Here is an 18,041-nt window from a genome sequence, read left to right on the forward strand (position 1 = left end):
TCTCCTCAACACGATGCCGCAGACGCACCGGATGCCGTCAGCGGCGGATGCGTGCCCAGCTGGACACGACGGACAATGAGAATTCCCGGACACCCGCAGGTGACCGGGAATCGAATTGATTGCCTATTCTAACCCACATACCAGCAGGATTCCACGTGTCCGCTGGCAGCAAGCTGGGTTGTGCGAATATCGACGTCGAGTTGCACCGGCTCCGAGGTCGAGGTCCCGGCGCGTGCCGGGATCGTCACCTCGCGGAATCCGACGACCGCCTCCTGCAGGTTCGTCGCCTGCACCGCGCATTCGATGTCACGGGACTCATCGGGCACGATCGAGAACCGGGTGACGGTCAGCGAGGCATCGACGACGTCGTAGCTGACGGTCTTCGGGGTGTCGGGCACACGGGCCGGGGCGAAGGCGAACCAGGCGGCCAGACCGATCATGACGACGAACGCTGCGCCGAGGGCGGCGATGATCCACGGCCGCTTCCCCGGTCCCGAGGCGCCGGTCGCGTGGGTGCGGCTGTGCGGCAGGCGGGAGCGGGAACCGTAGCGGTCGGCGACGGCGGTGCGGCGGCCGGCGGCGCCGGCTGGGCTGCCGGTGCCTCGGTGGTCCTGGGGCATGCGGTCCTTTCTGGCGGCCGGATTCGTCCCGAGCGGTCAGGGCTACTAACCTATAGTCTAGTCCGCACCCTGCCCGCGGCAGTGCCCCGGGCTGTCCTGTGAGAGGTTCCCACATCTATGTCCGTTTCGTCCGGTCGGCCTTTCCACGGCCTGCGCATGCTCGCCGTGCACGCGCATCCCGATGATGAGTCATCGAAGGGCGCTGCCACCACCGCGCTGTACACCTCGCTCGGCGCCCGGGTGATGATCGCGACGATGACCGGCGGTGAAGCCGGAGACATCCTCAACCCCGCCCTGCTCAACAGCCCGGCCGCCCGCCGTGACATCGCCGGTCTGCGCCGCGATGAGATGGCCGCAGCCGCCGAGGTGCTCGGCGCCGAGCACCGCTGGATCGGGTTCGTCGACTCGGGCCTGCCCGAAGGCGATCCCGCCACCGAGACCCCGCACGGGTCGTTCTACCAGGTGCCCACCGACGTCGCCGCCCGGCCGCTCGTGCACCTCATCCGCAGCTTCCGCCCGCACGTGCTCACCACCTATGACGAACGCGGCGGCTACCCGCACCCGGACCACATCAAGAACCACATCGTGTCGATGACCGCCGTCGAGCAGGCCGCTGACGCACAGGTCAACCCTGAGCTCGGGGAGCCGTGGCAGGTGCAGAAGGTCTACTACAACATGGACCTCTCGCCGCGGAAGTGGCTGGCCATCCACGAGAAGATGACCGCAGAGGGTCATGAATCGCCGTTTGCCGACATGCTGGAGAAGTACCGCTCCCGCGACGGGGAGCGCACCAGCTGGCTGACTGCGCGGATCGCGTGCGGGCAGATGCTGGAGCGCTCAGATCGGGCGCTGCTGTCCCATGCCACCCAGATCGACCCGAAGGGCGGGTTCTTCTCCGAAGCCCGGAAGATCGCCAAGACCTTCTGGCCGACCGAGGAGTTCGAGCTCGCCATCGACAACACCGGCCGCGAGCCTTTGGAGCGCGGCAGTGACTTCCTCGAATCCGATCTGTTCGCCGGAGTCACCCGCGACGACGGCCGCCGGGTTCCGGATGCGGGACTGCTGGAGCCCTATGTCGAAACCCGCGCAGCGGTGCCCAATGCCGGGCAGTCCCCGGCTGAGAAGGAGAACGCCTGATGCTCATGCTGCTGGCTGCCAGCCCCGCCCCGACCGAGGACGTCCGCTATCCGGATCCCTCGATCGTCACCCCGGGCACGATCGGCTTCCTGGCGGTCTTCGCCCTGGCAGTCGTGACGATCTTCCTCATCCGCGATGCGCTGCGCCGCGTGCGCCGGGTGCGTGCCAAGGACCGGGCCGTGGACGCGTACCCGATCCCGATGGCCAAGGACCAGAAACGCCGCTACCAGCCGGAGACCCATACCGCAGAGGCCAATGACTCCTTCGTCACCGAGGAGCCGGCCGCAGGCGAGACCGGCACCGCCGAACCGGGAGCTGAGGCGCCCGGCGAGGACACCTCGCGCCCCTGACCTGAACTCCACCCGTACCTTGGCACGGAACTCACACCTCGGGAACGAGATCCATACCTCGGGAACGGACGTCTCACCTCGGGAATGGGACCCGCGCCTCGGCGGCGGGTGCCTGACCGCGCATCAGCGGCTGCTCAGCTGTGCAGTTCGGGGCTGGCGATGACCGCGGCGATGAGCAGGGCGGCCAGGTGGCTGCCGTAGCCGAGCACCGTGAAGGTGTGGAAGATCTCGTGGAAGCCGAAGATGTGCGGCAGCGGGTTCGGCCGTTTGAGTGCGTAGATGATGGCCCCGGCGATGTAGCACAGGCCGCCGGAGACGATGAGGATGCCGACGGCCAGGTTGTGCTCCCAGATCGCCGGGATGTAGCCGACGCCGGCGACGCCGATGCCGATGTAGACCGGCACGAACAGCCAGCGCGGGGCCGTCGTCCACAGCACTCTGAACAGCACGCCGATGAGAGCACCGGACCACATGATCGACAGCAGGAGCACCCATTGGCGGGTCTCCAGGGTCAGAATCGCCAAGGGCGTGTAGGTGCCGGCGATGATGAGGAAGATGTTGGCGTGGTCGATGCGGCGCAGGATCAGGCGGATGCGCATCCGCCAGCGGCCGCGGTGGTAGACCGCCGAGGTGCCGAAGAGCATCATGCCGGTGAGTGCGAAGATCGCTCCGCCTAAGCGCGAGACGATCGTCGGGGAGATGATGACCAGCGTCAGTCCGCCGAGCACGGCGAGCGGGAAGGCGCCTGCGTGGATCCAGCCGCGCCACGACGGGCGCACCTGGCCGGCGAGCTTGCCCAGTTCGTGGCGCAGCGCGCGGCCGCGACGGGAGAGGGCGAGCCGGTAGGTCCGTGACATCGGGTGGCTCGGGTCGAGACTGTGCGGCTGGGCTGTGCGCTTCGATGCATGACGGCGCGCCCCAGCATCGTGGTGCGGCTGGTCAGGTTCGGCAAGGCGTGACGTCATGCCTCAATGGTAGTTTCCGCAGTTGGGAATTCGCCGGGCGGGAGCAGGCGAGGACGGCGCGGGCAGACAGTTATGCTGGTGACACGCGGGAGTGCCTGTCAGACACCACCGCGCTGCCCCGACGGCGGGCAGCTGACCCAACGCAACACCTCAGGAGAGTCGATGGCCGGATCCCCGCTCGGGTGGCTCTACCGCCTGTACGACCGCCGGGTCAAACGGCAGCTCGAGCACGGCGATGACGCTGCCGCGATCCCGCGTCACGTCGGGGTCATCACCGACGGCAACCGGCGCTGGGCCAAGGAGTTCGGCAAGACCACCGCTGACGGCCACCGGATGGGCGCAGGCAAGATCGTCGAATTCCTCGGCTGGTGCGAAGAGCTCGGCGTCGAGGTCGTGACCCTCTATGTGCTCTCGAAGGAGAACCTCGCCCGCTCCGCCGACGAGGTCGCGGCGCTGACCGAGATCATCTCCGACCTCGTCGACCAGATCGCCGGCAAGCCGAGCGTGTCCGTCCAGCTCGTCGGTGACCTCGCCACCATTCCCGAACCCCTGCGCACGCGCCTGGCCGACGCGCAGGAGCGCTCGAATTCCGAGGGCCGCGACAAGCGCATGACCGTCAATGTCGCCGTCGGCTACGGCGGCCGGCAGGAGATCGTCAACGCCGTCAAGTGCCTGCTGCGCGAACACGCCGCAGCAGGGGAGAACATCGAGGAGATCATCGAGGCGCTGAGCGAAGACGAGATCTCCAAACACCTCTACACCAAGGGCCAGCCGGACCCCGACCTCATCATCCGCTCCTCAGGCGAACAGCGGCTGTCGGGCTTCATGATGTGGCAGTCGGCGTACTCGGAGTTCTACTTCTGTGAGGCCTACTGGCCCGACTTCCGCCGCACCGACTTCCTGCGCGCCGTGCGTGCCTACGGCAACCGCAACCGCCGCTTCGGGCGCTGAGCCCTGACGCCGAGCCAACCCCGCCTCGGGCTCTCATACCGAGCCAACCACCGCCTCGGGCGTTCGCGCCGGGCCAACCACCGCCTCGGGCGCGGTGACGACACTCGGCAGGCGGATTCATCTGAGATTCACCTCCGCATCATGAGACGTCGGAGTGTCGGAGCGCACCACGGCGACTTCGGGTTCATAGATTGGAACCAGTTGGCTGACACCAACCCGGAGTGTTCGACTCGTCGGGGAAGGATTGAGCTGGGGCACTTCGGCACACGATGCATAGGGGAGCCCCATGGCCGCGATAAGCGACACCCACACGTACGTGCTCGACACGTCGGTCCTGCTGTCTGACCCGCACGCAATGATGCGGTTCGCCGAGCACGAGGTGGTGATTCCGCTCATCGTCGTCAGCGAGCTCGAAGCCAAGCGCCACCACCCCGAGCTCGGTGTCACCGCCCGGCGCGCACTCAGCATCCTCGATGAGCTGCGCGAGGACTTCGGGCGCCTCGACGAGCCGCTGCCGATCGGCGACGACGGCGGATCGATCCGCGTCGAACTCAACCACATCGACGCCTCGACGATGCCGGTGGGCTTCGACCGCACCGAGAACGACACCCGCATCCTCGCCGTCGCCCGGAACCTGCAGGCCGAAGGCGATGACGTCATCGTCATCACCAAGGACGTGCCGATGCGCGTCAAGGCCTCAGCGGTCGGGCTCAAGACCGAGGAGTACCTCGCCGAACAGGCCACCGAATCCGGGTTCACCGGGCTGAGCACGCTTGATCTCGACGAAGCGCAGATGAACGAGCTGTTCGACTCCGGCGTCGTGCACACCGATGCGGTCGCCGACGAGATCGTCAACACCGGGCTTGTCATCTCCTCACCGCGCGGGTCTGGGCTCGGGCGGGTCTCAGCACCGAACACCGTCAAACTCGTCCGCGGCGATCGCGATGCCTTCGGCCTGCACGGCCGCTCGGCTGAGCAGCGCATCGCCCTCGACATGCTCCTCGACCCCGATGTCGGGATCGTCTCCCTGGGCGGCCGGGCCGGGACCGGCAAGTCGGCGATGGCGCTCATGGCCGGTCTGCAGGCGGTGATGGAGGAGCGCACGCATAAGAAGATCATGGTCTTCAGGCCGCTGTATGCCGTCGGTGGGCAGAACCTCGGCTACCTGCCCGGCGCCGAGGCGGAGAAGATGAATCCGTGGGCCGAGGCGGTCTTCGACACGCTCGGGGCACTCGTCTCCAAGCACGTCATCGACGAGGTCATCGACCGCGGCATGCTGGAGATCCTGCCGCTGACCCACATCCGCGGCCGGTCGCTGCACGACGCGTTCGTCATCGTCGATGAGGCCCAGTCGCTGGAGCGCACGGTGCTGCTGACCGTGCTCTCGCGCATCGGGCAGAACTCCCGTGTCGTCCTCGCCCACGATGTCGCCCAGCGCGACAACCTGCGCGTCGGCCGCCATGACGGCATCGCCGCGGTCATCGAACAGCTCAAGGGGCACCCGCTCTTCGGCCACATCACGCTCACCCGTGCTGAGCGCTCGGCGATCGCCGACCTCGTCACCGGAGTGCTGGAGGACTCCTACGTCGCCTAGGCGACACACCCGAACGCGAGGGCCCGTCTCCCACCGCTGATTGCGGCGGGAGACGGGCCCTCATCCGGTGTCAAGGTGCGGCCGTACTGGCCGGATCGACGCCGAGTGCAATATCCAGAGTGCTCGATGTGGTACTCAACGCAGGCGAAACCGGGATTTGGTAATCGTTGAGTACCATATCGAGAGTCGTCGAAGTGGTAGTCAACGCACATCCTCGCATCTGGCCTGCTCAGACAGACGCCGGTGCCGGAACCTGTGCCGGCGCCTCGGCAGTGGTGTCTGCCGTCGCGGCGGCCGGGGTGCGGCGGATCAGCAGGTTGTTGGACACGAGCTTGAGGGTGCCGGCGATCGTCACGAGCTGGACGGTCAGCAGGCCGGCGAGGATCGCGAAGTACACCGCCGAGTTGCGCTCGACGATGCCGGCACCGACGAGGCCAGCGTGCAGCCAGAAGAAGCCGAGCACACCGTAGGCCACACCGGGGCACACCAGACCGAACGAACCGGCAGAGGCCTCACGGCCGTAGACGAACCGGCGCAGGTAGCCGTTGCGGTTCATCGCCGCCTTGCCGAACATGAACACGACGGTCTGGAAGGCCAGCAGGACCGTGAGTACGACGAACGGCACGAGCGTGGCGGTGCCGGGCTGCTCAGCACCGGCGAATCCGCTGAGGGTGGCGAAGCCGTGGAAGTCGCGCATGAACATGATGCCGAGCAGCGTGACGATCGGCACCGTCATCCACAGCGTCGGGCTGTTCTCGACACCGAGGCCGTGACGCAGCATCGAGGCGAAGCCGACGGGCACGACGAGGAGGAACAGTCCGATCGCAGCAGTGGCGAAGACGAGCGAGCCGATGAAGCCGATGACGACGGTCGCCTGCACGGTGCTCATCGCCGCCGAGGCGGAGAAGCCGACAGCGATCATCGCGAGAGCGAAGACAGCCAGCAGCTGGTTGAGGCCGTTGTTCTTCTCCATCGCGAAGCCCTCGCCGGTGAGAATCCGGCCGAGGTAGTCCTTGAGGGTGCGGAAGGCGAGCCAGCCGACGGCGGCGAAGGCTGCGAGGGCGAGCGGGAAGAGGTATTCGATGACGTTCCACAGGCCCGGGATGAGGGTCGCGGAGGTGACGAAGAGGGTGTTGATCGTCATGCCGAGCGTCAGCGGCACGGCCATCAGGGTGACCCGGGCGTTCGAGCCGAGCAGTCCCTGGTAGGCGGGGGTGCGCTTGAAGATCGCGAGTTCGCTGAGGTTCCAGGCCAGCAGGCCCAGGTGGCCGAGGGCGAAGACGCTCATGCCGACATAGGCGATGGCGATCGCCGCCTGCATGGCGACCGGGCCGGTGGCCCAGGCGGCGGCGATGGACTCGAAGGTCGGGATCGGGGTCTGCGGGTGCGGGGTGAGGAACATGAAGTACATGAAGAAGAACACCGACGTGCCTCCGAAGCCGAGGGCGGCCAGGAAGTAGAGCGGGGAGTACTTCTCTCCGAGATTGCGAATCATGGTGCGTCCTTGGGTCAGCGGGGAACAGCCCGAATGCCCCCTGGGGTATAGCTGCACGATCACCATACCATACCCCTAGGGGTATCAATCTGTGTGATCCCGGAACGCAGCAGCGCCCCGCAGATCCCGGTGGTCCAGGACTGCGGGGCGCCGTGGCGTCAGCTCAGCTCAGGCGCGTGCGCCTGCCGGCTGGGCTCAGGTGTAGGAGCCGATCATCGTCGAGACGTCGAGGGCCTTGTCGAGGTCCTCTTCGCTGATCGAGCCGTCCTCGACGAAGCCGAGGTCGATGGTGGCCTCCTTGACGGTCATCTTGTTGGCCACGGCGTGCTTGGCGATCTTGGCAGCAGCCTCGTAGCCGATGACCTTGTTGAGCGGGGTGACGATCGACGGTGAGGCCTCGGCGAGGAATCGGCAGCGCTCCTCATTGGCGGTCAGCCCGTTGATCATCTTCTCGGCCATGACAGTCGAGATGTTGGCGATGAGGCGGATCGACTCGAGCAGGTTGGCGGCCATCACCGGGATGCCGACGTTGAGCTCGAAGGCGCCGTTGGTGCTCGAGAGCGCGACGGTCGTGTCGTTGCCGACGACCTGGGCCATCGCCTGGATCGCGGCCTCGCAGATGACCGGGTTGACCTTGCCGGGCATGATCGACGAGCCGGGCTGCAGGTCCGGGATGTGCAGCTCGCCCAGGCCGGTGTTCGGTCCCGAGCCCATCCACCGCAGGTCGTTGTTGATCTTCATGTACGAGTACGCGATCGTGCGCAGCTGCCCGGAGACCTCGATGAGTCCGTCACGGTTGGCCTGGGCCTCGAAGTGGTTGCGTGCCTCGGTGATCGGCAGACCGGTCTGCTCGGCGAGCAGTTCGACGACGCGGGAGGAGAAGCCGTCGGGGGTGTTGATGCCGGTGCCCACTGCGGTGCCGCCCTGTGGGACCTCGGCCACGCGCGGCAGGGAGGCCTCGATGCGCTCGATGCCGTAGCGCACCTGCGCGGCGTAGCCGCCGAACTCCTGGCCGAGCGTCACCGGGGTGGCGTCCATCAGGTGGGTGCGCCCGGACTTGACGATGTCCTTGAATTCCTTGGCCTTGGCCTCGATGCTGGCGGCGAGCTTCTCCATCGCCGGCTTGAGCTCGTGGACCAGAGCGGAGGTCACAGCGACGTGGACGGAGGTGGGGAAGACGTCGTTGGAGGACTGCGAGGCGTTGACGTGGTCGTTGGGGTGGACCTCGACGCCTTCGCCTGCGAGGGCCTTCGTCGCCAGGGTGGCGAGCACCTCGTTGGTGTTCATGTTCGACGAGGTGCCCGAACCGGTCTGGAACACATCGATGGGGAAGTGGGCGTCGTGTTCGCCGGCGATGACCTCATCCGCAGCAGCCTGGATGGCGTTGGAGCGGGTCGCGTCGAGGACGTCGAGCTCCTCGTTGGCGCGCGCGGCGGCCTTCTTCACCTGGGCCAGAGCGGCGATGTGCTGGCGTTCAAGCGTCTTGCCCGAGATCGGGAAGTTCTCGACTGCGCGCTGGGTCTGGGCGCGGTAGAGGGCGTCGGCGGGGACCTTGACCTCGCCCATGGTGTCGTGTTCGATGCGGAACTCTTGTGCCATCGTGTCTCCTTGTCTCATGTGCGCCCCTGGGCGGGGCTGGTCGGCCGTTCCCGAGGCGGTGGGTGCCGGGATGGCGTCAGATGCAGAATGCAGGTGGTTACTCGTTACTGGTTGCTGGCGTGGGCGGGGTCGGCGCGCGGGACGCGCGGGGGCTGGGCGCCCATCCGGCTGACGACCTTCACCCGGCCGTCGGCGAGGTGGTAGGTCAGTCCGAGCATGACGAGCCGGCCCTCTTCGACGGCGGCGCGCAGGATCGCTGAGCGCTGGTAGAGGCGCTTGACGGTGTCGACGGTGTTCTGCGCGACCGTGCTGTTGACGTCGGTGCGGCCGGCTGCGCGGGCGTGGACGACGGCCGGCAGCAGGCGGGCGACGACATCGGAGATGAACCCGTCAGGTGTCTGCCCGGAGTCGAAGGACTCGATCGTGGCGGTGATCGCCCCGCAGTTATCGTGGCCGAGCACGACGAGCAGGGGAGTGCCGAGGACCTCGACGCCGTATTCGAGGCTGCCGAGGGTGACGGAGTCGGTGACCTGGCCAGCGGTGCGCACGACGAACATGTCGCCGAGACCGACGTCGAAGATCATCTCGGCGGCCACACGCGAGTCCGAACAGCCGAACAGCGTGGCGAATGGCGCCTGGGCGGTCTTGAGATCCTCCCGGCGCACAGCGTCCTGGTTCGGGTGCTGCGGGGTGCCGGCAACGAAGCGTTCGTTGCCGTCCATGAGCCGGAGGAACGCGGCGGCTGGGGAGCTGTATTCGCTTTCGGGCATCAGACCAGCCCCCGGCGAGCGGCCTCTTCTGCGGCCTCGACGTAGGAGTCCATCTTCGCCATCTTGTGCTCGGCGTTGACCGTGCGCACGGTGCCGGAGCGCGAGCGCATGACCAGTGAGTGGGTCAGCACATGCTGGCCGGTGTAGCGCACCCCGTCGAGCAGGTCGCCTTCGGTGATGCCGGTGGCCACGAAGTAGGTGTTGTCACCGGTGACGAGCTCATCGGTGTTGAGCACCGCATCGGGGTCGAGACCGGCGTCGACGGCGTTCTGCCGCTCCTGTTCGGACTGCGGCCACAGGCGGCCCTGGATGACACCGCCCATCGCCTTGATCGCACACGCGGTGATGATCCCTTCAGGGGTGCCGCCGATGCCCATGAGCATATCGATGCCGGTGCCCGGGCGGGAGGCGGCGATGGCACCGGCGACGTCGCCGTCGCTGATGAGGCGGATGCGCGCACCAGCCTGGCGGACCTCGTCGATGAGGTGCTCGTGGCGGGGCCGGTCGAGGATGACGACGGTGACCGAGGAGTTGTCCTTGCCTTTGCCCTTGGCCTTGGCAACTCGGCGGATATTCTCGGCCACCGGCAGGCGCAGGTCGACGAAGTCAGCGGCCTCAGGGCCGGTGACGAGCTTCTCCATGTAGAACACCGCAGACGGGTCGTACATGGCTCCGCCTTCGCTGACGGCCATGACGGAGATGGCGTTGGGCATGCCCTTGGCGGTCAGGGTGGTGCCGTCGATCGGGTCGACGGCGACATCGACGCGCGGTCCCCGTCCGCTGCCGACGGGCTCGCCGTTGTACAGCATCGGCGCTTCGTCCTTCTCGCCCTCGCCGATGACGACGGTGCCGGTCATCGAGACGGTGGAGATGACATTGCGCATCGCGGCCACGGCTGCGCCGTCGGCTGCGTTCTTGTCCCCGCGGCCCACCCACGGGGCGGCAGCGAGAGCAGCTGCCTCGGTGACGCGGACGAGCTCGAGGGCGAGGTTGCGGTCGGGGCCGCTTTCGTCCTGCTGCAGCCGGCGGGACCATTCATCGGTCACAGCCACCGGCGGGGTCTCTGCCCGGCCTCCGGAGTGGTGGGCTTTTTCCTCTGTCGGATTCTCAGACGGGGTCTCAGTCATGTCTTCATTGTGCCATTAGTGGCCGCGCGTGGATGGCGCGGGTGAGGCGCTGTCTGCGGTTTTGTGCCCGGGCGCGGGCCGGGGGACAATGGATCGGCTGACAATCGTGTTCGACATCAGGTGAGGCAGTGGCACAGCAACAGACGCAACCACCCCGCGGCGAGAACGTCCGGGCTCTCAAGCTCAGCTCGAACTGGGTCAATATGGTCATTGCGCTCGGGGCCTGTCTCGTGGTCGTCCTCATCGGCTTGGCCTTCGTGCCGGAGCCCAAGGAGGGCCAGTTCGAACGCGAGGTCGATTACGAGACGATCGCCGAATCGGTCAAGACCCGCGCCGAGTTCCCGGTTGTCGTGCCGACGCTGCCGGAGGGCTGGATGGCCAATGAGGCGATGTTCAAGCCGATGGGCGCCCCTGCCTATGACACCTGGTATCTCTCCTCGGTCGGACCGCAGCGCGGCTGGATGACCCTGCGTCAGGCCGATGGCGATGAGCGCTGGGTGGAATCGGAGCTCGACGGCTTCGTCGAGGTCAGCACCAGCGACATCGACGGTGTCGCCTTCACCTCCTATGACGGGCCAGACGGCAAGCAGGCGCTGGTCGGTCAGCTCGATGGCAGCACCGCTGTGCTCATCGGCCGTGCCGATGCGCAGACCTATGAGTTCTTCGCCAAGCAGGCCGTCGAACAGGCCGGCCCGGAACAGGCCGGCCCGTAACAATCCGGCCCACAGGGTTGACCAGCCAGCCTGAAGCCGCCCCCTGCTGAGGACCGGAGCCTATCCTTCGGCCTTCTCCTCACGGGCGGCCTGCGCCTGTTCGAGCTTCCTGCGGGCTCCATCGAGCCACGCCTGGCAGTGATCGGCCAGCGCTTCGCCGCGCTCCCACAGCCGCAGCGACTCCTCCAACGGCAGGTTCCCCGCCTCCAGCGAGCGCACGGTGGAGACGAGCTCTTCGCGCGCCTGCTCATAGGACAGCCCCGACACGTCGAGGTGTTCGGCGGTGGGCTCTGCGGTGGTCGTGTTCTTCTCAGCCATTACGGTCCTTTCGGAATGCTTCGTCAGTCAGTCGGGGAGCGGTCTGCCGCACCGGGGTGGTCTCAGTCGAGGGTGTCGGGCCCGGGTGCGTCTGGGTGGATGGTGGTGACGTCGGCGTCGAAGCGGCCGCGGGCCAGGCGCACATGGACACCGTCACCGGTGGAGAGCTCTGCGGCGTCGCGGACGGCTGATCCGTCTGCTGTCTGTACGACGGCGTAGCCGCGCTCCAGGGTGCTCAGCGGGGACAGCGCGCGCACCTGGGCGCGCAGGTGCTCAACGTGGGCAGCACCCTGGGTCAGGGCGCTGCGCTGTGCCTGGCGGGCGCGGGTGATGAGGGTGGCAAGCTCGTCTTCGCGGGCGCTCACCATCGTCATCGGCTGGGCCATGACCGGCCGGGAGCGGACACTGTCGAGCCCTGCCTGCTCGCTGCGCAGCAGGCGGTCGAGCGCGCCGTCGAGGCTGGCGCGCGCCTGGAGTAAGTCCATGCGCTCTTCGTGGATATCGGGCACCAGGCGCTTGGCCGCGTCGGTCGGGGTGGAGGCGCGCAGATCGGCGACATCGTCGAGGATCGGCCGGTCGGCCTCATGCCCGATCGCGGAGACCACCGGGGTGCGGGCGGCGAACACGGCGCGGATGAGCGACTCGTTCGAAAACGGCAGCAGATCCTCCAGGCTGCCGCCGCCGCGGGCGATGACGATGACATCGACAGCCGGATCAGCATCGAGCTCAGCCAGGGCGGCACGCACCTGCGGGACCGCATCCGGGCCCTGGACTGCGGTGTTGCGGATCTCGAACTCGGCAGCCGGCCAGCGCAGGTGGGCGTTGCGCACCACGTCCTTCTCCGCATCGGAGTTCCGGCCGGTGATGAGCCCGATCCGGTTCGGCAGGAACGGCAACGGCTGCTTGAGATCCGGGTCGAAGAGCCCCTCCTCAGCCAGGGTGCGGCGCAGCTTCTCCAACCGGGCGAGCAGCTCACCGAGGCCGACGGGCCTGATGTCATTGGCGCGCATCATCATCCGTCCGGCCTTGAGCCAGAAGTCGGCCTTGACGTTGACGACGACACGCGAGCCCTCGCTCAGGGGTGTCTCGACCCGGTCGAGGACGTTGCTGAACACCTGGACCGGCAGCGACATCTCCTCATCGGTGTCGCGCAGGGTGAGGTAGCTGACCTTGCCGCGGCGGTTGAACTCGATGACCTGCGCCTCGATCCACACCGCCGACATCCGGTCGATGTAGCTCTTGATGTTGCGGCTGAGCAGGCTGAGCGGCCACGGGTTGTCCGGGGTCGTCTCGGCTGCCTTGCGCGGCAGCTCCTCGATCGGTTTCTGGCCGAGGGTGCCGGGGGTGCCGCTGATCCGCTGTGCCACGCCGGGACTCCTTCCATGTACTGCTGTGCAGTCTAACGGGAGGGACAGACACCGCCGCCGGTGCAGCACAGCGTGGCCTTTGTGGTGGTGTTCAGCCAAGCCGCCTACCATGGGAGACGTGACTACTGCAGTGAATCTCCCGGTCCCGTCCGTTCCTCGTGTGCGCAAGGATCCGTCTGAGATCCGCCAGCCGGCAGGCGAGAAGAAGGTGCTGCTGGCCGCCCCGCGCGGCTACTGCGCCGGCGTCGATCGCGCCGTCATCGCCGTCGAACGCGCCCTCGAGCACTACGGCGCCCCGATCTACGTGCGCAAGGAGATCGTGCACAACCGCCACGTCGTCGACACGCTCGCCGAACGCGGTGCGATCTTCGTTGACGAGACCTCCGAGGTGCCCGAGGGCGCGCGCGTCGTGTTCTCCGCTCACGGCGTGTCCCCGCAGGTCCACGCTGAGGCCGCCGAACGCAGCCTCGACACCATCGATGCGACCTGCCCACTGGTGACCAAGGTCCACCGCGAGGCGATCCGGTTCGCCCGCGACGGCTACTCGATCCTGCTCGTCGGCCACGCCGGGCACGAAGAGGTCGAGGGCACGATGGGTGAGGCACCTGATCACATCACCCTCATCCAGAATCCCGAGGAGGCCCGCACCCTCGACATCCCAGAATCGGACAAGATGGTGTGGATCTCGCAGACCACGCTCAGCGTCGACGAGACGATGGAGACCGTCGACATCCTCAAGAAGCGCTTCCCGCAGCTCATCGCGCCCCCGAGCGACGACATCTGCTACGCCACCCAGAACCGCCAGGTCGCGGTCAAGAAGATCGCCCCGGACGCCGACCTCGTCATCGTCGTCGGCTCAGCGAACTCCTCGAACTCCGTGCGCCTCGTCGAGGTCGCCCTCGAACACGGCGCGAAGGCCGCCCACCGCGTCGACTTCGCCCGCGAGGTCGACGAGGAGTGGTTCAACGACGTCGCCACCGTCGGTGTCACCTCCGGCGCCTCGGTGCCCGAGACGCTTGTCGAGGACGTGCTCAAGCTCCTGGCCGAATACGGCTACGGCGAGGTCGACGAGGTCCGCACCGCAGAGGAGGACCTGATGTTCTCGCTGCCGCGCGAGCTGCGCAAGGACCTCAAGGCCGCCGGCCAGAAGACCTCGAACAAGCGCGACGGCGCCAACCGCGAACACGAGATCGTCTGAGGTTTCAGCCGCCCGGCAGGGCAGCTCTACCCAGGCAGTCGGGCTCAGCTGAGGCAGCCGGGCTCAGCCGAGATAGTCGGGCAGGAAGATCCCGACGAGGATGAGCAGCGCGCCGATGAACGCGAACACAGCCGCCGAGGCGGCCAGCCCCCTGCCTGAAGAGCGCTGCTGCGTGCTCGCTCGCGGGTGACCGATCGCGGTGTGCGGATGCGCGTCCGCGCCGCCGTGAGCCGCACCGCCCGGCGGCGAGCCGGGCGCCGGTGGGCCCGAGGCCGCACGCCGGTCATCGACGCGCGTCGGATCCGCCTGTGGGACGAGCGCCAGCGTCGGCGCCGGATCCTGTGGCAGCGCCTTAGAGCTGATGACGCGCTGCGGATGCCACGGGGTGCCGTCGGCAAAGTGGAACGGCCCGCGCAGACCGAGCCGACTGAGCGCCGCTGCGGCTGTCTCCGGGGTCGGGCGCTGACGGGCGTCGGCGGCCGTGAGGTCATCGAGCAGGTGCACCAGTCCTGAGGCGAGCGGATCGGCGGAGGTGCGCACCGCCTCGGCGGCGGCCTCGTCGTCGAGACCGAGCATTCGCTTGCCGATCTGCCCGGCCGCCCACACGTCCTGAGCCGGAGAGATGTCACCGCCCATCATGATCTCCGGGGCGACGAAGCCAGGCGTACCGTGGACGATGCCCGAATGGGTCAGGCGCGGGGCGTTGGTGTCGACGGCGATGCCGAAGTCGGCGACGAGCAGGTGCACATCGGGTTGTTCAGCGTCGATCATGGTGTTGGCCGGTTTGATGTCCCGGTGGATCCAGCCGGCGACATGCACCGCGGTGAGCCCGGAGAGGATCTGGCGCATCGCCTCGGCGGTGGCGGCTGCCGAGAACCGGCGGCCGGCGCGCAGCAGACCGGCCAGATCGCCGCCGGTGACCAGCGGCATCGCGATGACGACGTGGGCATCCTCGGCCGCCCACGCATAGGGGGCGAGCACATGCGGATGGTTGAGGCGCACCGTGTTCTCGCGGACGAAGCGCAGCAGATCAGCCGAATCGCGCTGGCGCAGCACCTTCGCCGCGCACAGGTTCCCGAAACGCTCATCGCGGGCGATCCACACCGTGCCCGAACCGCCGCTGGCAATCGGGTCGAGCAGCGTGAAGCGGCCTGCGATAGTGTCACTCATGGTGCCTACTGTAGCCAGAAGCCGCAGACACGAGCACCTGGAAACCGCCCAGTGCGCACGGCACCGAAACCGCCCCGGTGCGCACGGCACCGAAACTCACGGGCACGGAGAGGGGGGGGAAGGCGATGACAGCGATCACGCCGCTGCGTCGGCTGCCGGCTGCGCTCACCAGCTGCAGCCTTGCCACCGCCCTCACCGCCGCGCTCTCGCTGACCGTCCTGACAGCCGGCGGCACGCCCGGTGCAGCCGCCGAGTCACCGCCTGCCGGCCGGCCCGCGGCAGGGACCGAGGTGCGCGGGGGCAGCAGCGTCGATGACGCTGCGACGATCGAACCGGGCAGCTACGCCGACGACATCGACTACGAAGACGTGGAGATCGGGCAGAGCCGGACACCGCAGACCTACCGGATCACGCTCGACGACGGCGAGCTCGGTTACCTCTCCGCCAGCCTCATCACCCCGCTCGAACAGGAGAAAGACTCCATCGGCGCGGCCGCACTCGAACTCACCATCGCCTCCCCGGCCGATGCCTCCTGTGAGATCAGCGCCACCGGCCGGGTCTCCTCCAGTGACCCGGGACCGGTGATGGTCTCGGCGAACACCGGGGTGCTCGATGGCAACAATCCCAACGACTCCTGCTTCCAGCGCGGGGGCAGCTTCATCGTCTCCGTGATCTGGAATGAGACCTATGAGCAGCTGCCGGCGCAGCTGCCGCTTGAGCTGCAGTTCGTGCGCCAGGCCCCGGCCGCATGGTCGCAGCTCCCGGTGCCCGTCGAAGACCCGCCGGCTGCTGAGTTCCTCCCCGAATCGCTGGCAGAGACCGAGACGCTCACCGGCGGTACCACCGTCAATGCGGCCACACGCCTGAGGGACCCGGCCGCTGATGTTGAGGTGCGCACAGGGGTGCGGCACTTCTTCCGTGTCCCCGTCGACGCCGGCCAGCAGCTGAGTGTGCGCGCCCGTACCTCGGGACCAGCCGATCACCGGCTGACGCTTGCGGTCCTCGACCCGAACCTGCGGCCGGTGGCGATCCGGCGGCCCGGTGAGGAGGGTGCGCCGAGCTCCGATATGGCAGACGCCAGCGGCTCCGACGGTGAGACCAGTATCGCGATCGACGATGCTGGCGCGACGACGGCGCTCACGACCCGCTACCCGGTGAATCCGCGCAACGCATTCGTCAGCTTCGAGGAGGCGCACTCCTCGTCGATCGCAGGCGACTACTACATTGCAGTGCTCATCGAACCGCCTTTCGTCGGCGAGGCGGATACCGGCACCCAGCGGGTGCGGCTGTCCTGGGAGACGACCGGGGAGACGCTGGAGGCCGCTCCCGAGGTGGAGGGCGCTGGGGCCGTCCCGGAACTGTTCGGCATGGAAGCCGGCCGCCTGGTGCGCGTCGGCGGGCTCGGCTTAGGCGCGGTGTTCCTCGGCATTGCCGGGCTGCTCGCGGTCCTGGCGATCCGCCGCTCACGACGCTGAACGAGTACTCGGCTGACTGGACCGCGGCTGTCTGCCCGCTGCGGGCTGATCCGGCGTCTGCCGGTCTGCCGGCTGCTGGAGCTCCGGTGCGGTGAGGCCGCGGGCATGTGCGTCGAGCGGTTCGGCGATGGGGATTTCGGTCGAGCCTGCCCCCATGTCGGTCAGCCGCCGCGCGGTGACGAGCAGGCGGCTTTCGACGGAGCCGACGAACCGGTTGTAGTCCTCCACACTGCGGTTCATCGACTTGCCCAGCTGCACGAGATGGCCGGCCATCGTGCCGATGCGCCCGTGCAGCTCCTGGGCTGTGGCCAGCAGCTCACGGGCTGAGCGGGCGAGCTCGTACTGCCGCCAGCCCAAAGCGACTGTGCGCAGCAGTGCGACGAGGGTGGCCGGGGAGGCGGGGATGACATTGACGGCAAAGGCCTCCTCGAACAGCCGCGGATCCTCCTGCAGCGCAGCCGAGAGCGCACCCTCATTCGGCACGAAGCACACAACGAAGTCCGGCGTCTGCTCGAAGGCGTTCCAGTATGCCTTCGACGCCAATGTGCGGACGTGGGAGCGCAGCCGCCCGGCCGGACCGGATCCATTGCCAGAACCGGTGTCCTGACCGAGGTCGAGCGGGGCCTTGGCGTCGACGACGATCTGCCGGTCACCGGGCAGGTGCACCACCATATCCGGGCGCAGCCGCTCGCCGCTGCGTCCCTGGACGGTCACCTGCACGTCGAAGTCAACGTGATCGAGCATCCCGGCGGCCTCAACCACGCGCTTGAGCTGCAGCTCACCCCACGACCCGCGGGTGCCCGAGGCGTTGAGGGCGGCCACGAGGTTCGACGTCGAGGCCTGCAGCTGCGCATCGACCTGGCTCATGTGCCCGAGCCGGGCATCGAGACGGGCGAACTGGTCGGTGCGCTCGCGTTCGAAGCCGGTGACATCGGCATGCAGCCGATTCACCTGCGCAGCCAGGGGGCCCATGAGCGCAGCCAGCTCATGGGTCATCCCGGCATCGGCTTCGAGCGCCTGGAGGCGCTCGGCATGCAGCCGCTCGGCCGTCTGCGCCTGGGCGAGATCGGCCGCCGTGCGGGAGCGGGCGACTGCGATGCCGATGAAGAAGCCGGCTGCCGCACCGATGAGGAGGACGAGAAGGGTGATGACGATCGTGAGTGCATCCATGCTCACAGTCAATCAGGAGGGA

The 18,041-nt window shown here is 67.9% G+C and carries 17 protein-coding genes; 7 read left to right on the forward strand and 10 right to left on the reverse strand.

The window, feature by feature from the left end; all coding sequences use genetic code 11:
- Positions 1-128 precede the first annotated feature (128 nt).
- A complete protein-coding gene (locus H9634_RS10010) occupies positions 129-620 on the reverse strand; it encodes a DUF4307 domain-containing protein (RefSeq protein ID WP_191726519.1) in 492 nt (163 codons plus the stop codon).
- A 156-nt stretch (positions 621-776) separates the two neighbouring features.
- On the opposite strand from H9634_RS10010, the gene mca reads away from it, so the two are divergent.
- A complete protein-coding gene (gene mca, locus H9634_RS10015; RefSeq protein WP_263598806.1) occupies positions 777-1,757 on the forward strand; it encodes a mycothiol conjugate amidase Mca in 981 nt (326 codons plus the stop codon).
- Complete coding sequence (locus H9634_RS10020) at positions 1,757-2,107, forward strand: hypothetical protein (protein ID WP_191726521.1); 351 nt, start codon at positions 1,757-1,759, stop codon at positions 2,105-2,107. The genes mca and H9634_RS10020 overlap by 1 nt, the downstream gene beginning before the upstream one ends.
- 134 nt (positions 2,108-2,241) lie before the next feature.
- Here H9634_RS10020 and trhA read toward each other — a convergent pair whose 3' ends face one another.
- Positions 2,242-3,072, reverse strand: coding sequence for a PAQR family membrane homeostasis protein TrhA (trhA, locus tag H9634_RS10025; protein ID WP_318245073.1), 831 nt, complete (start codon positions 3,070-3,072; stop codon positions 2,242-2,244).
- 162 nt (positions 3,073-3,234) lie between these two features.
- On the opposite strand from trhA, the gene H9634_RS10030 reads away from it, so the two are divergent.
- On the forward strand, positions 3,235-4,023 hold the full coding sequence (locus H9634_RS10030) for an isoprenyl transferase (protein WP_191726522.1): 789 nt from the start codon (positions 3,235-3,237) through the stop codon (positions 4,021-4,023).
- Between the two features lie 286 nt (positions 4,024-4,309).
- Positions 4,310-5,617 (forward strand): PhoH family protein, encoded by a 1,308-nt coding sequence (locus H9634_RS10035; RefSeq protein ID WP_191726523.1) that lies wholly within the window; start codon positions 4,310-4,312, stop codon positions 5,615-5,617.
- Between the two features lie 229 nt (positions 5,618-5,846).
- On the opposite strand, the gene H9634_RS10040 is transcribed toward H9634_RS10035, so the two are convergent.
- The 4 genes from H9634_RS10040 to glpX form a co-directional block, all read right to left on the reverse strand.
- Entirely contained in the window at positions 5,847-7,112 is a 1,266-nt protein-coding gene (locus H9634_RS10040; protein ID WP_191726524.1) for a TsoY family (seleno)protein, read from the reverse strand.
- A 195-nt stretch (positions 7,113-7,307) separates the two neighbouring features.
- The gene (locus H9634_RS10045) at positions 7,308-8,711 is read right to left on the reverse strand and encodes a class II fumarate hydratase (RefSeq protein WP_191726525.1); all 1,404 of its coding nucleotides are present in this window, start codon (positions 8,709-8,711) and stop codon (positions 7,308-7,310) included.
- A 104-nt stretch (positions 8,712-8,815) separates the two neighbouring features.
- A complete protein-coding gene (locus H9634_RS10050; RefSeq protein WP_191726526.1) occupies positions 8,816-9,481 on the reverse strand; it encodes a carbonic anhydrase in 666 nt (221 codons plus the stop codon).
- Entirely contained in the window at positions 9,481-10,608 is a 1,128-nt protein-coding gene (gene glpX / locus H9634_RS10055; protein ID WP_191726527.1) for a class II fructose-bisphosphatase, read from the reverse strand. The genes H9634_RS10050 and glpX overlap by 1 nt, the downstream gene beginning before the upstream one ends.
- A gap of 128 nt (positions 10,609-10,736) precedes the next feature.
- Here glpX and H9634_RS10060 point away from each other — a divergent pair, with 128 nt between their 5' ends.
- Positions 10,737-11,321, forward strand: coding sequence for a DUF4245 domain-containing protein (locus H9634_RS10060; RefSeq protein WP_191726528.1), 585 nt, complete (start codon positions 10,737-10,739; stop codon positions 11,319-11,321).
- Between the two features lie 60 nt (positions 11,322-11,381).
- On the opposite strand, the gene H9634_RS10065 is transcribed toward H9634_RS10060, so the two are convergent.
- Together H9634_RS10065 and xseA are read right to left on the reverse strand one after the other, a co-directional pair.
- On the reverse strand, positions 11,382-11,639 hold the full coding sequence (locus tag H9634_RS10065; RefSeq protein WP_175294416.1) for an exodeoxyribonuclease VII small subunit: 258 nt from the start codon (positions 11,637-11,639) through the stop codon (positions 11,382-11,384).
- Between the two features lie 62 nt (positions 11,640-11,701).
- Positions 11,702-13,006 carry an exodeoxyribonuclease VII large subunit gene (gene xseA, locus H9634_RS10070; RefSeq protein WP_191726529.1) on the reverse strand — a complete coding sequence of 435 codons (1,305 nt, stop codon included), beginning with the start codon at positions 13,004-13,006 and terminating at the stop codon, positions 11,702-11,704.
- A gap of 109 nt (positions 13,007-13,115) precedes the next feature.
- Here xseA and H9634_RS10075 point away from each other — a divergent pair, with 109 nt between their 5' ends.
- Positions 13,116-14,204 carry a 4-hydroxy-3-methylbut-2-enyl diphosphate reductase gene (locus H9634_RS10075; protein WP_191726530.1) on the forward strand — a complete coding sequence of 363 codons (1,089 nt, stop codon included), beginning with the start codon at positions 13,116-13,118 and terminating at the stop codon, positions 14,202-14,204.
- A 63-nt stretch (positions 14,205-14,267) separates the two neighbouring features.
- Here H9634_RS10075 and H9634_RS10080 read toward each other — a convergent pair whose 3' ends face one another.
- Entirely contained in the window at positions 14,268-15,374 is a 1,107-nt protein-coding gene (locus tag H9634_RS10080) for a serine/threonine-protein kinase (RefSeq protein ID WP_191726531.1), read from the reverse strand.
- Between the two features lie 125 nt (positions 15,375-15,499).
- Between H9634_RS10080 and H9634_RS10085 the strand changes: the two genes are divergently transcribed.
- Entirely contained in the window at positions 15,500-16,849 is a 1,350-nt protein-coding gene (locus H9634_RS10085) for a hypothetical protein (protein WP_191726532.1), read from the forward strand.
- On the opposite strand, the gene H9634_RS10090 is transcribed toward H9634_RS10085, so the two are convergent.
- The gene (locus H9634_RS10090; protein ID WP_191726533.1) at positions 16,838-18,019 is read right to left on the reverse strand and encodes a DNA recombination protein RmuC; all 1,182 of its coding nucleotides are present in this window, start codon (positions 18,017-18,019) and stop codon (positions 16,838-16,840) included. The two genes, H9634_RS10085 and H9634_RS10090, sit on opposite strands and share 12 nt — an antisense overlap.
- Positions 18,020-18,041 lie beyond the last annotated feature (22 nt).

The sequence above is a fragment of the Brevibacterium gallinarum genome (assembly GCF_014836885.1).
Taxonomy (GTDB): Bacteria; Actinomycetota; Actinomycetes; order Actinomycetales; family Brevibacteriaceae; genus Brevibacterium; species Brevibacterium gallinarum.

Bases quoted from the DNA above. Each gene is read 5' to 3' on its own strand.
- H9634_RS10020 (WP_191726521.1), top strand. From the start codon at position 1,757: ATGCTCATGCTGCTGGCTGCCAGCCCCGCCCCGACCGAGGACGTCCGC.
- mca (WP_263598806.1), top strand. From the start codon at position 777: ATGCTCGCCGTGCACGCGCATCCCGATGATGAGTCATCGAAGGGCGCT.
- H9634_RS10075 (WP_191726530.1), top strand. From the start codon at position 13,116: ATGGGAGACGTGACTACTGCAGTGAATCTCCCGGTCCCGTCCGTTCCT.
- H9634_RS10045 (WP_191726525.1), bottom strand. From the start codon at position 8,711: ATGGCACAAGAGTTCCGCATCGAACACGACACCATGGGCGAGGTCAAG.
- H9634_RS10065 (WP_175294416.1), bottom strand. From the start codon at position 11,639: ATGGCTGAGAAGAACACGACCACCGCAGAGCCCACCGCCGAACACCTC.
- H9634_RS10085 (WP_191726532.1), top strand. From the start codon at position 15,500: ATGACAGCGATCACGCCGCTGCGTCGGCTGCCGGCTGCGCTCACCAGC.
- H9634_RS10035 (WP_191726523.1), top strand. From the start codon at position 4,310: ATGGCCGCGATAAGCGACACCCACACGTACGTGCTCGACACGTCGGTC.
- H9634_RS10030 (WP_191726522.1), top strand. From the start codon at position 3,235: ATGGCCGGATCCCCGCTCGGGTGGCTCTACCGCCTGTACGACCGCCGG.
- glpX (WP_191726527.1), bottom strand. From the start codon at position 10,608: ATGACTGAGACCCCGTCTGAGAATCCGACAGAGGAAAAAGCCCACCAC.
- H9634_RS10080 (WP_191726531.1), bottom strand. From the start codon at position 15,374: ATGAGTGACACTATCGCAGGCCGCTTCACGCTGCTCGACCCGATTGCC.
- H9634_RS10090 (WP_191726533.1), bottom strand. From the start codon at position 18,019: ATGGATGCACTCACGATCGTCATCACCCTTCTCGTCCTCCTCATCGGT.
- H9634_RS10040 (WP_191726524.1), bottom strand. From the start codon at position 7,112: ATGATTCGCAATCTCGGAGAGAAGTACTCCCCGCTCTACTTCCTGGCC.
- trhA (WP_318245073.1), bottom strand. From the start codon at position 3,072: ATGACGTCACGCCTTGCCGAACCTGACCAGCCGCACCACGATGCTGGG.
- H9634_RS10050 (WP_191726526.1), bottom strand. From the start codon at position 9,481: ATGCCCGAAAGCGAATACAGCTCCCCAGCCGCCGCGTTCCTCCGGCTC.
- H9634_RS10010 (WP_191726519.1), bottom strand. From the start codon at position 620: ATGCCCCAGGACCACCGAGGCACCGGCAGCCCAGCCGGCGCCGCCGGC.